Genomic DNA, 12,851 nt, shown 5'->3' on the forward strand with positions numbered 1-12,851 from the left:
AGAGGGTCGGGGTGAGGGCGCCTCTCAGCATTGGCGGCGGAACTCTTGCCAGCCACCCACAGCCGATGGCATAGTGGAGTGCGCCGTGATGGGAAATTTTCGAGGAGAACAACGATGACCGAAAAAAACGATCCGCGCCACACCGTTGTGGTGGGATGCCTGGTACGCAACGACGAGAACCAGGTCCTGTTGATCCGGCACCGCAAGCGGGGATGGGAGATCCCGCAGGGGCGGGTGGAGGAGAGCGAGAACCTGGTCGACGCGGTGCGCAGGGAGGTAGCCGAAGAGGCCGGGGTCGAGGTCGAGATCGGTCCGCTGGCCGCGGTCTGGTCCATGGTCTCTCCCGGCTCCGCCCTCATCTTCGCCTTCCTGGGGCGCTATCTCCGCGGCGAGCTCAACCCCACCGACGATAGTGAGGCAGCCGCCTGGGTCGACGAAAAACAGGCGTTGGAGATGGTGGCCAGCCCGGTGATGCGCGAGCGTCTCGCCCTGCTCCTTCGCCATGACGGCAGCGTGAGCTACCGCTCCTACTCGTTAAAACCCTACCAGCTGCACCTGGAGCGCGACCTCCTCGCCTGGCCCGAAGCGCTGCAATGAGCTTCGGGGTGCGCGGGTAGCCGACAGCCTGGTCGCGGGATGCGAATGCGAGAAGGGGGAGCCGTTTGCTCCCCCTTTCTTTATGGACAAGCGGGTCCGGACGATCCGAGCAGGCCGGCGATCTTGTCCAGGCACTCCCTGAAATCGATGGGTTTGGAAATGTAGTCATCCATGCCGGCGGCGATGCAGCGCTCCTCGTCCTGTTTCATGGCGTGCGCGGTCATGGCGAGGATCGGCAGCCGTCCGCCCTGGCGCAGCTCCTGCTCGCGGATCGACCGCGTAGCCTCGAACCCGTCGAGCCGCGGCATCTGGACGTCCATGATGATCATGTCGAAACAGGATTCCTGCCACTTATCCACCGCCTGCTCGCCATCTTCCGCGAATTCAACCCGGTAGCCCAGCCTACCCAGCATGGTCCCCAATACCTGTCGGATGGTGGGGTCGTCCTCGGCGACCAGCAGGCGCCTGCCGCTTCCCGTCGCTGCCGCTGCCGGTTGGGAGGGGGGGCGCGGCGTGGTGGACGCCGGCTCCGTCTCCCCTTCCATGGTGCCCAGTCGGACCGAGAACGAGAAGCAGCTTCCTGCACCTGGTTCGCCTTCCACGACGATGCTCCCCCCCATCCGCTCCACGATCTCCTTGCTGATGGCGAGTCCGAGCCCGGTGCCCCCGTGGCTGCGGGTGTTGGAGTCGTCCAGTTGGCTGAAGGAATTGAAGAGCAGGTGCTGCTTGTCTTTCGGGATGCCGATGCCGGTATCGCGTACCGCGAAGCGGTACTCCATCCGCCCGTCGGGATTCCCTGCCCCTGCATGCACGGCTATGGCGACGCCGCCGTGCTCGGTGAACTTCACCGCGTTTCCCACCAGGTTGGTGAGCACCTGGCGCAGTCTCACCTGGTCACCCTGCACGTGGTCGGGGAGTCCGTCCTCCACCTCCAGGGCAAGATCCAATCCCTTGCGCTTCACCTCGGGCATCACGATGTCGACGGCCTGGCCGATGCAGGCCCGCAGGGAGAAGGGGCGGTTGTCCAGGGAGAACTTGCCGGCCTCGACCTTGGCCAGGTCCAGGATGTCGTTCAGTATCCGAAGCAGGGAGCGGGCAGACCTTTGGGCTGTCTGGATGTAGTCGGCTCTCTCGCAGGCGTCCGGAGTCAGCAGGGCCAGGTCGAGCATCCCGAGCACGCCGGTCATCGGGGTGCGCAGCTCGTGACTCATGTTGGCGACGAACCTGCTCTTGGTGCTGCTCGCGGTCTCGGCGATCTGCTTGGCCTGGCGCAGCGTCTCCTCCATACGGTTGCGCTCCATGGCAATGGCCACCTGGTCGGCTACCGCCTTCATCAAAGAGAGGTCGTCCTCGCTGAAACTGGTCCGGCTCCGCGTGCCGAAGGAGAGGGTACCCAGCACCCGCCCTTGGGACAGCAGCGGATGGCAGGCGTAGGCCTTTATTCCGAGGGACCTGACCAGGTCGGCACGAACGTCCTGCGATGCGGGGATGTTCTCGGCGACGATCCTGCAGGCGTCGCGCGCGGCGCAGCCGCAGATCGCCACCCCGAGGTTCAGCCGCTCGATGGCTGCGGCCTGTTCCCCGCCGATCCCTGCGCAGGCGTTCAGTTTCAGCACCCCCTCTTCTTCATCGACCAGATAGTTGAAGAAAACGTCGCAGCCGAGAAAATCCATCACCTGGCGGCAAAGGGTGTCGGCGAGTTGCCGGGGAGCCTTGCTCTGCAGCAGACTGTTGGCGGTATCGGCCAGAAGATCGAGCCGTTCGTTGCTTCGCTTGAGCGCGGCCTCTCCCTCCTCGCGCTCCGTGATGTCGACCGCCATGCCCACCGCGAAAGAGCGGCCGTCCTGCAGTCGCCCCAGGAAGGACGTGTTGAAGATCCAATGCCGGGGGCGGCCGTTGCTGCCGGTAACCGGGAAGTCGGCTGTGAAGCTGTTACGTTCAAGGTGAAACAGTTCCCGCATCTGGACCCGCACTGTTTCGGCGGCCCGCCGAGCGACCTGCGCCTGCAGCCAGCCGTCGAAGGAGGGGATCGCCCCCGGGGCGTAGCCGGTCACCTCCAGCCAACTCCGGCTCGCCTGCAGCACCTCGCCGTCCTGGGTGAGCATGACGACGGGAATGGGAGCTTCCTCTATGGCGCGGCGGAACTGCTCCTCGCGTCCCCTGAGCTCCGCCTCGACCTCTCTGCGCACGGCGGTTTCCCGCTGCAGCTCAGCGTTCAAAGCCTCCTTCTCGATCAGTTCCCGCGTGCGCTGCTCCAAGGCAAGCTGCAGCCGCGCCTCGCTCAGCTTGAGCGCCCGCTCGCTTTGTTCCAAGTCGCGAAACAGGAGCGCGGCCGGCTCTTTCAGGCCCGTCGAGACGATGGCGCGGTAGATCAGGAACGAGGAGAGGAAGAGAAAGAGGTGACCCACCAGGTTTGCCTGGCCGTAGACGCTCAGGTACTGGGTGAAGGCGATGCCGGCGCAAGCGGCGCTTAGCACGGAGGCGACGAGTTTGTTCAGTACGCGGCGGTCGAAACGCTCCCTGTTCACCCATAGCAAGGCCGCGGAGGCCAGGAGGATGATTATCGCGAGGTATTCGCTGTAGATCTTGAAGGGGGTGAGTCCCCGTCCCTCGACGTAGCAGTCGGGGAAGTGGCCAGAAAAGATGGCCAGGATAAGCAGTGCAGCCGTGCTGCCGAATGCCGCCACGGCAGCGGCGACGTTGAGCTTTCTGGTGATGAAGAGCGGTGCCGCAAGGAAAGAGAGGCTGACTACGTAGCGGAAGGAGATCCAGAGCTGGGTGGGGAGGTTGGCGTCGTACCCGACGAAAATGCCGATCCCCTTGTAGGCGAAAGTGTGCAGCAGTTCCAAAACGCCTGCGACTGCGAAGGACATCGCCAGGAAAAGGAAGTAGTGGTTATCAAGGAACTTCCGCGCGTTCCAGGCCAGGAGGAAGACGCCCAGGGTGACGAGGACGCAGAAGACCTCCACCATGGTATGGAAGAGCAGGTAAGAATAGCGGCTGCAGGCATAGAGGATAAGTATCGCGAGCGCGAAGAGGACGAAGGAGATGAGCCTCGCCTCCGTTCGTTGTGTCTCGCTTAAGGCGGTTGCCTCGCTCACCGATCCCCCTCTACCACGTCCCAGCCAATTTAGTAACACTTTATTCGTTGGGAATTTATCATTCTGTGCGGAAGGCAGTCAAAGCTTTTTTGGGATATATCGAATCTTCGGATTCTTTTTACCTTAAAAGAAGGCACGGTTCACACCGCCGTGTCGGTGCGGCAAAAGGTGGGCGACGGATTGACTCGCCGACTTTGAGAGATATGATTTTGCACTGGCCCAGCCTGGGTAACAAAAATGAAAGGAGGGAACATGATCAGGAAAATTGCTGTAGTTGCTGTACTGTCACTGACGGTCTCGGGTGTTGCCCATGCGGCGCTCGATGCAGTCAAGGGGCTTGGCAAAGACCTTGGCAAGGAAGCGGCGGCGACCGCCAAAGAGGGCGCCCTGAGCGCTGTGACCAAGAAGCTTAAGAAGGTTCAGAACGAGAAGGGACCGATCAAGTTCAAGACCGGCAAGGCGGAGGTGGATCCCGCTTGTGACAAGACTATGGTCGCCATCGCGGCGATCATGGCCGATTACCCGGGCTTCCACGTGCAGGTCGACGGCCACACCGACAACGTCGGCAAGCCCGAGGCCAACATGAAACTCTCCCAGGACCGCGCCGATGCCGTGGTGAAGTACCTGGTCGACAAGAAGGGCGTAGCAGCCAACCGTCTCTCCGCCAAAGGTTTCGGCGACACCAAGCCCATAGCCAGCAACAAGACCAAAGCCGGCCAGGCCAAGAACCGCCGCGTCGATTTCACCGTCACCAAGATGTAAAAGCGCAAGGGGGAGCCGTCCGGCTCCCCCCACTCCTCGATTTTCAGTCTATCGGCATCCCATCCCATCAGGTGCCGATGGCCCCCTTCCTCAGACCGGTCCGGCCATCTTCCAGCCACGCCCAAACATACGTTGATTCAGGCTAACGGGAATGTTAAGCTGCAGCACGCTAAGTCCCCGTACCGCTTCGTTCCCGGTTGCCTTTTTGGAGAGCCTATGAAAAAGATCCTCGCCGTAGAAGACAGCAAGGTGGCGCAGGCCCAGCTGCTGGACATCCTTACGCCGGAGTACGAGGTCACCCTGGAAGAAAACGGGGCGTCGGCAAAGTCCGTCGCCTTGGACCTGGGGCCGGATCTGATCCTGCTCGATGTCAACCTCCCCGGGATGAACGGCTACGACATCTGCCGGCAGTTGAAGGGGGATGCCGTAACGCGCGAGATTCCGGTGATCTTCCTCACCGGTTGCGACACCAGTGGCGAAAAGGTAAAAGGGTTCGAGGCAGGGGCTGATGATTACATCGTGAAGCCCTTTTACCCGGAGGAGCTTGTAGCACGTGTCTCCCTGCACCTGGCCTCGCGAAGAGAGAAGCAGATGGCGGTCGAGTTCGAAAGGCTGAAACTGTTGCGGGAGATGGCAGTGGCGATAAGCCACGAGTTCAACAACCCCTTGACCGCGATACTGTGGCATCTGCACCTTGCCACCAGGGAATTGGGCGACGGGAATGACAAGGCGCGCACGCACCTGTCGGACCTGAAGCTTGAACTGGACAAGATCCGGCGCATCGTAGCGCGCCTCGCCGAAGCCTCCCGCGACGCCAAGACCGAGTACGTAATGGGGGAAGCGATGATCGATGTGAACAGCATCTGATCCTGCTTCTCCCGTCACCGCGATATTCCCCCTGAATCAAGGGCGCAATCCAGAGTGCGCCTGCCGAGGAGCCCGTAGCTATGGCCCGCATCACTTTCGTCTACCCTGATTTCGAGAGCCTCGGGGTGGAATATCTCATGGCGGTCTGCTCGGAGGCGGGGCACGAGGTTCATCTCGTCTATTACGAGGCGGAGGATGCCTATCTCGGGAAAAGGAAGAGTCCCGCCTACGACGAAATCGCTGACAGGATCTGCCAAACCCACCCCGCCGTCGTCGCCTTCTCCTGTGTCACGGACAACTACCAGCACCAGCTGCAATGCTCGATTGCACTGAAGCGCAAAAGCGCGGACGTTTGCACCATATTCGGCGGGATACATCCGACCGCCGTGCCGGAGAAGACGCTTTGCAACGATGCCATCGATGCCGTCGCCGTGGGCGAGGCAGAGCACGCCCTTTTGGAATTTCTGGAGGCATGCGCGTCGAACGGCGGATTCTCTTTGCCTGACGCACCCGTCGCCGGCTTCATGTTCAAGAAGAACGGCTTTGTCATCGGCACGCCGGCCGAGGGGAAGCTGGCGGATCTCGATCGACTCCCTTTCCCGAAGAAAGAACCCTTCCTCTCCATCTTGAAAGATGCCTGTCACGAATACCGCATCATGACCAGCAGAGGCTGCCCTTACCGTTGTTCTTACTGCTTCAATTCACAAATAGTCGACCTGCGGGGCAAAAACTCCATCAGGCGCAGAAGCGTGGACAATGTCATCGCTGAACTGGCTTGGGCGAAGGAGAGGTTTTCGACCAGGAGAATCCTATTCGTCGACGACTCCTTCACGACCAGCAAGTCCTGGCTGCGCGAATTCTGCGACAGGTACCGAAGGGAAATCAGTCTCCCCTTCGCCTGCATAGCGAACCCGCACTACGTCGACCAGGAGATCGCGCACATGCTGGCAGACGCCGGCTGCATCAATGTGCAGCTTGGCGTGCAGTCCCTGTCCGAAACGCTCTGCGCCCAGACGCTGGAAAGAAAGAGCTCCAACGCGCGGATCGCGGAAGCCATTGAGCACCTGAAGCGTAACAGGATCATGGTGCAGGTGGACCACATGCTCGGGATACCGGGGGATACCGTCGCCATCCAGGAGGACAACGCCCGCTTCTACAACCGATACCGGCCCGATCTGATCAGCATCTTCTGGCTGACCTATTATCCGAGGACCACCATCGTGGAGCTTGCGCGGAAAAAAGGTGCGATTACCGGGAAGGAAATCGAGTCGATCGAGGAGGGGGTGCGGCTGACTACTGAATCCTACCTTACCGGCGGCAGCCTAAAGGATCCGGCCCCCTACTACAGCGTAGCCTTCCTGCTGAACTGGATGCCTCTACTGCCGAGGTGGAGCGTGACCCTTCTGCTCAACTCCCGGCTTTATCGTCTCTTCAAGGTCCGCAGTTACTACCTGTCCACCGCCTTGCCGCGTGTGATCGGGAGCCTGTTGAACAAGAGAGATTTCAGAGGCAGGAGTCACCTCATCCGGTTCGTTCAAAAGACACTGGGGCATGCCGGATAATCACCTTGCAGGCCGAAGCTTGCCGTGATTCGGAGAGGGCCTTCAAGGCCCTTTTTCAGCTCGGGCCGCACACAGTAATGCGTTTTTTTTATAGGCATCTGTGCCTTTATCCCGTGAGCTTGTTGTAGTACTCTCTGGGACTCGCATGAGCGGCTAAGTGGTAGTCAAAGGCAAGGTGAGTATGAAACGAAGGAAGCCGGAGATGATCAGGGGGGCCAGGGCCAACGTGCCGGTGGCCGCCAGCGCCATGGCCTATGGCAGCGTTCTGGGCGTGCTCGCCGCGCAAAAGGGGCTGAGCTGGCTCGACATGATGTACATGAACACCGCGATCTTCGCCGGCGCGGCGCAGTTCGTCATGGTGGACATGTGGTCGAACCGGCTGCCGCTCTTCGAGATGACCCTGGCCGTCTTGGTGATCAACCTGCGTTACCTGCTGATAGGCGCCTCCCTGGACCCGCTTTTCTCGGGGCGTGGCCTGCTGCACAAGATGGGAATGATGCACCTGGTCGCCGACGAAAACTGGGCGGTGACCATGTCCGAGCAGCGAAACGGCAGTGCCACCACCTGGTTTCTTTTTGGCGGAGGCGTCTTCCTTTACCTCGCCTGGAGTAGCGGCACGTTGATCGGTCTCCTCGGCGGCGGCTTCATCACCAGGCCGGAGGAATACGCCCTCGATTTTGCCTTCACCGCGGTTTTCACTGCGCTGGCCGTCGGGCTGTGGCGCGGGAAGAGCGACGTGCTTCCGTGGATCGCAGCCGGGTGCGTGGCCTTGTTGGCGCACAAGTTTCTGCCGGGGAAGTGGTACATCGTGGCTGGAGGACTGGCCGGCGCCGTCAGCGCCATGTTGGGGCCGTGCGATTCGATCGAGGTGGAGGAGGTGGAAGATGCTGCCGGCTATTGAGCCTCAGGTTTTGATTGCCGTGGGGCTGGCCGCCGGTGTGACCTATTCGCTGCGGCTGGGCGGGTTGCTGCTGGCGTCCCGTTTCCCGCGTTCCGGGCGTTTCCGTCGCGGCATGGACGCCCTTCCCGGAGCCCTGTTGTTCTCCCTCGTTTTGCCGTCCATTGTCGCCGAAGGCGTCTGGGGCCTCATGGCGGCCGCCTTAACCGCCATCGTCGTCCTCCGCACCCGCAACACCCTGGCCGCCATGCTCTGCGGCATGCTGGTCATCTTCGCTGTTCGCAAGATAGGGCTATAACCGCGCTGTATTTTCCCCTTTGGTTTGGGGATGGTTCGTCCGTCATTGCCGGAATTGCCAAGTTCCCCGTCAACCCTTGCAAGTCCGTCGTTTACAAATTTACAGGTCCTTTTTTTCTGTCTTCCGGTTTCTGGCCAGGCTCTTTGGGCGTGGTTGCTTCATTTGCCGGTGCCACAGGAACATCGACCGCCCCGGAGAACTCTACCGAAGCTTAGTGCGGTGTTTCATGGCCTAAAGCAGTTTTCGACACCTTGACAGCACAATCTGCAATGTTAGATTTTGCAAATCGTTGGAGCCGTCCGTTTTCTCTCTGCCCATTGCAGGCACGGGTGCCTCTGATGAAAGGTGAAGCGACAAGACCTCCTTCTTCTGGTTCGCTGTGAGGGCTGCTATGGCGGAAATAAAAAAAATATCTGGGGAGACGTTCCAAGTATCCTTCACGGTAATGAAGGCAGTGGTTGAAAGAGTTGAGAAGTGGGAGCATATTTCAGTTTCAGTAACTACTACCGCCAGTGGCGGGGGAGGTATGATTTACAACGGATATGGCTATGTTGCACCAATGTCATTTGCTACGACGACTTCAGCCGCCAGCGTTCGCAACACTAGACTGTATTATTCTACCGGTTCTCAATCTGGTGAGGTTACAGCTTTCGGCTGCGATCTTCCTATTTTGGAAGGTTCTACTGTGGACATAGTTTGGTACGTTTGCAATGGTTTCGCTGAGAAAATAGCTGGAATTTTAGACCACCGGGCGAATAGGTGGTTTATGCTAAATTCGCCCACCGAATACTTCCTCAATTGGCTTGGTCTTATCTCGATTGATCATAGGCGCTTGGAAACATGGAGCCTACTGTTAGCGACAGCAGGGGCTGTCATTGGATACGTAAGTAACCGGTATGCAGTTCTAGCGCTCGTTGTCATGCTAACGATCACAGGGGTGCTACCCGCGATGTGTCAGGTCTTGTTTACAGCTCTTTTTAACTTTGGAGCTTGCACGAGCAAAGCCGAAATGAATATGGCAGATGTGACTCTAAAAAAAGAGTTTCTCGCATCAATAGGAATTACAGAGTGTTCCACATAACATCTTGTACTAGCCTGTCTCAATGCGGACAACCGCTCGTCTCAAGCACCCCCTTCACGGCTCTTTCCTTTGTTGTTCTCTCACCATAAGCCGAGCATGCGTCATTCGTTCCCGGAGGCCGCCCTCTTTGAGGAAGGATTTCTCTAGTCCTTTAAGCTGTTGGTCGAGGAGGAAATTGGCTTGGTGGATCAGGCAGATGGCTATGTTGGCCACCACTATGGCGTGACGGGTCTCGGTGAAGCCCCGTAATAGCTCAAAGGAGAACGGTGTGCTCCTGCCAAGCTTGCGCACATACAGTGCCTCGCGGCTGTCCTTGTCCCATACGGTGAGGTCGCGGGCCGAGAGGTAGTCACGGTAATCTTCCAATAACTCTTCCAGACTGGCGCGGGCGACGTTGGTGAGTTTTATTTCGGTTTCTTTTGAGGTGGTTGCAGCCTTGCTTCCCTCGATGATGTTCTGCTTGCCGGAGCGAGCCGCCTGCACCATCTGGTCGACCGTGCGGTCGCCCCGTGAGAGAAAGCGGTGGCAGAAGCGGTAGGTGATTTCGTAGATTACTGCGGCTTTCTGGTAGGACAACAGGGTGTGGTAGTCGCCGCGAGGCGGCAGGAGCGGAGTGGCGGGTTCATGGGAGGTAGGGGAAGGCTGGGAGGCATGGGCCAGCTGATGCTCCTGTGGTTTCACATCTTTCCCATTGCTCCCATAATTCCCATGGTTCCCATTTTTCATCACACCACCCCCCGGTGCCCGCCCAACCCCCTCGGTGATGTTACCAAACTTTTCCCTCGCCGGCTAAATCTTCACCGTCTTGTAAAGGAAGTTTTGAGGGATGCTTTTAAAAATAAGGATTTAGGTGGATAAAGGTACGAAAAAGGACGAGATTGATTGCCGATATTTAATAAAACAACTTCAAGAAACAACCGCGTAACCCTTTGTCGCTACTGAAGTTTTTTTGCAGCTCCTCTCACCTTTCCCATTTTCCTCCTACAAGTTTCTTGATGTCAATAAGGACGGATGCTGTTTGCCGCGAGGACAGCAAAAACCTGTCAAAATTGCCCCTGTCAAACCCGTTTGGGCACCTTTCCCATCCTGAAAGGGGGCTTTGCCGTGGAAATTAAAATTTTGCCGTACGCACATATTGTTGCGGTTACGGTTTTTGCCTAAGGTTATTTGTTCGTACGGATAATTTGAGTTGCTTTCCCGCCGAAACAGGCATAATGTGTCCGTACGGAAAAACGGAGGGAGACGTGGACCAGGGACGGGAAAAGGAAAACCGGGGAACGGCTTACGGCAGAATCGCCAGTACCAGCGACCTGGGGCAAGCAATCCGCACTAAGCGAAAGGAAATCGGTATGCGGCAGGAAACAGCCGCCGGGATGACCGGGGTGGGAACCAAGTTCCTTTCCCAGCTCGAGAACGGGAAGGAAACTGCGGAACTGGGGAAGGCTCTCCAGGTGCTGCACAAGATGGGGCTCGAGCTGTACGTCTTCCCCAGAAACGCCAACCCGTTCAAGGAGCGATAGATGCTGGCACGCCTCAAGGTGTATTGGGAGCAGAGGCTGGTGGGGGAGCTGACCCTGGAAGAGGGGCGGCTCGCCTTTCGCTACGATGACGAGTACCGCGCCCTACCCGGCGCGCTGCCGCTGTCGCGCAGGCTCCCTTTGATAGACGAGCGGTTCGACCATAAGGCAACGGAAGCCTTCTTCGCGAACCTCCTACCCGAGGGGGCGATCCGGCGTCAGATAGCCCGGCAGCTTGGGATCTCGGCGGAGAATACCTTCTCCATCCTGGAGGCGATCGGCGGCGACTGCGCCGGCGCAGTATCGGTACTGCCGCCGGAGGACCACCCCGGGGAAAGGGGGCGCTACCGCGTCATATCAGCCGAGGATCTGGCCCGCGAACTGGACACACTCCCGGCGCATCCTTTCCTCGCGGGTGAGGAGGGGGTGCGGCTCTCTTTGGCTGGAGCCCAGAACAAGCTACCCATCTTCATCGAGGAGGGCGCCTACCACATCCCTGAGGGAAACCTCCCCTCGTCCCACATCCTCAAGACGGCGATAGAGCAACTGGAGGATACCGTTACCAACGAGGCCTTCTGCATGAACCTGGCGCGGCAGGTCGGCATCCCTGCCCCTGAGGCGAAAGTGGTTGAGATAGCCCGGAAACGGGTGTACCTGGTGGAGCGCTACGACCGGCACAAGGGTACTGACGGCGGCACCGCGCGTCTGCACCAGGAGGATTTCTGCCAGGCGCTCGGCGTCCCCCCCGAGCTAAAATACGAGAAGGAGGGAGGCCCCGGTTTCGCCGACTGCTTCGCCCTGGTCGGCGCCTGGAGCGTGGAGCCGGTGCTGGACAGCCTGAATCTTCTGAGGTGGGCGCTGTTCAATTTTCTGATCGGGAATGCCGACGCCCACGCCAAGAACCTCTCCTTTATCTACCAGGTCGGCGGCGTCAGGCTTGCCCCCTTCTACGACCTTTTGAGCACGGCGGTCTACCCGCGCGTTAACAACAAGTTCGCCATGAAGATGGGGGGACAGAAGGACCCGCGCTACCTGATGGCGGACGACCTGGCCCGCTTCGCCAAAGAGGCGGGAGTGGGCTTGCGCGCCGTGAAAGGCGAGCTGAAGGAGCTGTGCGAGAAGCTCTCCACCGAAAGCAAAGCGCTGGCCGAAAGCTACTGCGCCGCCTGGAACAATCCCCCCATCGTTCAGGAGATCCTGCAGGTGATCGAGCAGCGCGTCCGCAAGGGGCGCACCCTGTCATCCTGAGCGGACCAAGAGGGGATTAGGGATACAGCAGCTGGGGCGAACCGCCTGAGGCGGCGGTCCGCTCCGGCTGCTGGCCTGATTTTACCTCCCGCCCGGATCGTGGGTGCTGGTGCGAAAATGTGCATCAAGGTATTGCCGCACCGTCTCCTCCTCGTAGCGCACCGCACCCCGCTGGCTCATCTTTATGAACGGGATACCACCACCCTCCCAGCGCTTTCTGCGCAGCCAGTGCACCGACATCCCCACCATCTGGGCTGTTTCCTGTTCCGTCATGAGTCTTGGCATGGCTTCCTCCTCGCGGGTGTGCTTCCCGCAACGCTGTACGCATTTATTGGCCTTTTCTAATTTTATTGCGCAGACCGTGCCAGCGCTAAGGCTCTGAAATCAGATGATGCTCTGCTAGCCAACAGGGCTTACTGATCAAAAAGGGGATGCAAAGTGTTCAAAACCGGTACTGCACCTGCGCCGCGTGGAGCAGGGCAAATGCTTCGCCTATTACTAAAATATAGTAATTAGTTATCATGTTATAGTGATCCTATCGCGTCGGGAAACAAGTCAGAGAGGAGCAAATGCCATACTTTCTTAACGGTCTGCTGGGTTCAAAGGCGAAGGAGTGCGTGCTCATGTACCTCTTCGCCCGGCGTAAGGGGTACGTATCCGAAATAGCCGCTTTCTTCCCGGACCTGAGCCGTAGTGCGGTGCAGAACGCGGCCGAAGTCCTGGAACATGATGGCATTCTGGTGGAAGGACAGCAGGGAAATCTGCGCATATACGAGTTCAGCCCACGCTGCCCGTACGCCCGCTCGCTGCAGCTTCTTTTGCAGGATGTCGCCAGCTGCTATCCACCTGAAGAGCGCGAACGCCTCTTCCTCTACCGGGGCGCCCCGCGACGCAAAGGAAAGATTGTATGAGCCCACGCG

At 59.2% G+C, this 12,851-nt stretch carries 13 protein-coding genes; 10 read left to right on the forward strand and 3 right to left on the reverse strand.

Translation table 11 applies throughout. The features are described 5' to 3' along the window. Nucleotides 1-114: 114 nt before the first annotated feature. Nucleotides 115-597, forward strand: coding sequence for an NUDIX hydrolase (locus tag KP003_RS00265; RefSeq protein ID WP_216790111.1), 483 nt, complete (start codon nucleotides 115-117; stop codon nucleotides 595-597). Between the two features lie 80 nt (nucleotides 598-677). Here the strand turns inward: KP003_RS00265 and KP003_RS00270 are convergent, their stop codons facing one another. Beyond that, nucleotides 678-3,698, reverse strand: coding sequence for an MASE3 domain-containing protein (locus KP003_RS00270; RefSeq protein ID WP_239027583.1), 3,021 nt, complete (start codon nucleotides 3,696-3,698; stop codon nucleotides 678-680). A 252-nt stretch (nucleotides 3,699-3,950) separates the two neighbouring features. Here KP003_RS00270 and KP003_RS00280 point away from each other — a divergent pair, with 252 nt between their 5' ends. The 6 genes from KP003_RS00280 (at nucleotide 3,951) to KP003_RS00305 (ending at nucleotide 9,166) form a co-directional block, all read left to right on the forward strand. Continuing rightward, on the forward strand, nucleotides 3,951-4,460 hold the full coding sequence (locus tag KP003_RS00280) for an OmpA family protein (protein WP_216790113.1): 510 nt from the start codon (nucleotides 3,951-3,953) through the stop codon (nucleotides 4,458-4,460). A gap of 216 nt (nucleotides 4,461-4,676) precedes the next feature. Continuing rightward, entirely contained in the window at nucleotides 4,677-5,327 is a 651-nt protein-coding gene (locus KP003_RS00285) for a response regulator (protein ID WP_216790115.1), read from the forward strand. An 80-nt stretch (nucleotides 5,328-5,407) separates the two neighbouring features. Beyond that, nucleotides 5,408-6,889, forward strand: a complete 1,482-nt coding sequence (locus KP003_RS00290; RefSeq protein WP_216790117.1) for a B12-binding domain-containing radical SAM protein — start codon at nucleotides 5,408-5,410, stop codon at nucleotides 6,887-6,889. A 181-nt stretch (nucleotides 6,890-7,070) separates the two neighbouring features. Next, nucleotides 7,071-7,790: an AzlC family ABC transporter permease gene (locus tag KP003_RS00295; RefSeq protein ID WP_216496864.1), complete on the forward strand. Its 720-nt coding sequence runs from the start codon at nucleotides 7,071-7,073 to the stop codon at nucleotides 7,788-7,790. Further along, entirely contained in the window at nucleotides 7,774-8,085 is a 312-nt protein-coding gene (locus tag KP003_RS00300; protein WP_216790119.1) for an AzlD family protein, read from the forward strand. The genes KP003_RS00295 and KP003_RS00300 overlap by 17 nt, the downstream gene beginning before the upstream one ends. Before the next feature lie 391 nt (nucleotides 8,086-8,476). After that, complete coding sequence (locus tag KP003_RS00305) at nucleotides 8,477-9,166, forward strand: hypothetical protein (RefSeq protein ID WP_216790120.1); 690 nt, start codon at nucleotides 8,477-8,479, stop codon at nucleotides 9,164-9,166. Nucleotides 9,167-9,220: 54 nt separating this feature from the next. Here KP003_RS00305 and KP003_RS00310 read toward each other — a convergent pair whose 3' ends face one another. Continuing rightward, a complete protein-coding gene (locus KP003_RS00310) occupies nucleotides 9,221-9,892 on the reverse strand; it encodes a four helix bundle suffix domain-containing protein (protein ID WP_216790122.1) in 672 nt (223 codons plus the stop codon). A 623-nt stretch (nucleotides 9,893-10,515) separates the two neighbouring features. Here KP003_RS00310 and KP003_RS21560 point away from each other — a divergent pair. Both KP003_RS21560 and KP003_RS00320 read left to right on the forward strand, forming a co-directional pair. Further along, the gene (locus tag KP003_RS21560) at nucleotides 10,516-10,686 is read left to right on the forward strand and encodes a helix-turn-helix domain-containing protein (protein ID WP_239027584.1); all 171 of its coding nucleotides are present in this window, start codon (nucleotides 10,516-10,518) and stop codon (nucleotides 10,684-10,686) included. Next, entirely contained in the window at nucleotides 10,687-11,931 is a 1,245-nt protein-coding gene (locus tag KP003_RS00320) for a type II toxin-antitoxin system HipA family toxin (protein WP_217300205.1), read from the forward strand. 81 nt (nucleotides 11,932-12,012) lie between these two features. On the opposite strand, the gene KP003_RS00325 is transcribed toward KP003_RS00320, so the two are convergent. Beyond that, a complete protein-coding gene (locus KP003_RS00325; RefSeq protein ID WP_217300206.1) occupies nucleotides 12,013-12,216 on the reverse strand; it encodes a helix-turn-helix transcriptional regulator in 204 nt (67 codons plus the stop codon). Nucleotides 12,217-12,500: 284 nt separating this feature from the next. Here KP003_RS00325 and KP003_RS00330 point away from each other — a divergent pair, with 284 nt between their 5' ends. Next, nucleotides 12,501-12,842: a helix-turn-helix domain-containing protein gene (locus KP003_RS00330; protein ID WP_217300207.1), complete on the forward strand. Its 342-nt coding sequence runs from the start codon at nucleotides 12,501-12,503 to the stop codon at nucleotides 12,840-12,842. The last annotated feature ends 9 nt before the right edge of the window (nucleotides 12,843-12,851 follow it).

The organism is Geomonas diazotrophica (assembly GCF_019063885.1).
In the GTDB taxonomy this organism is placed as follows: domain Bacteria; phylum Desulfobacterota; class Desulfuromonadia; order Geobacterales; family Geobacteraceae; genus Geomonas; species Geomonas diazotrophica.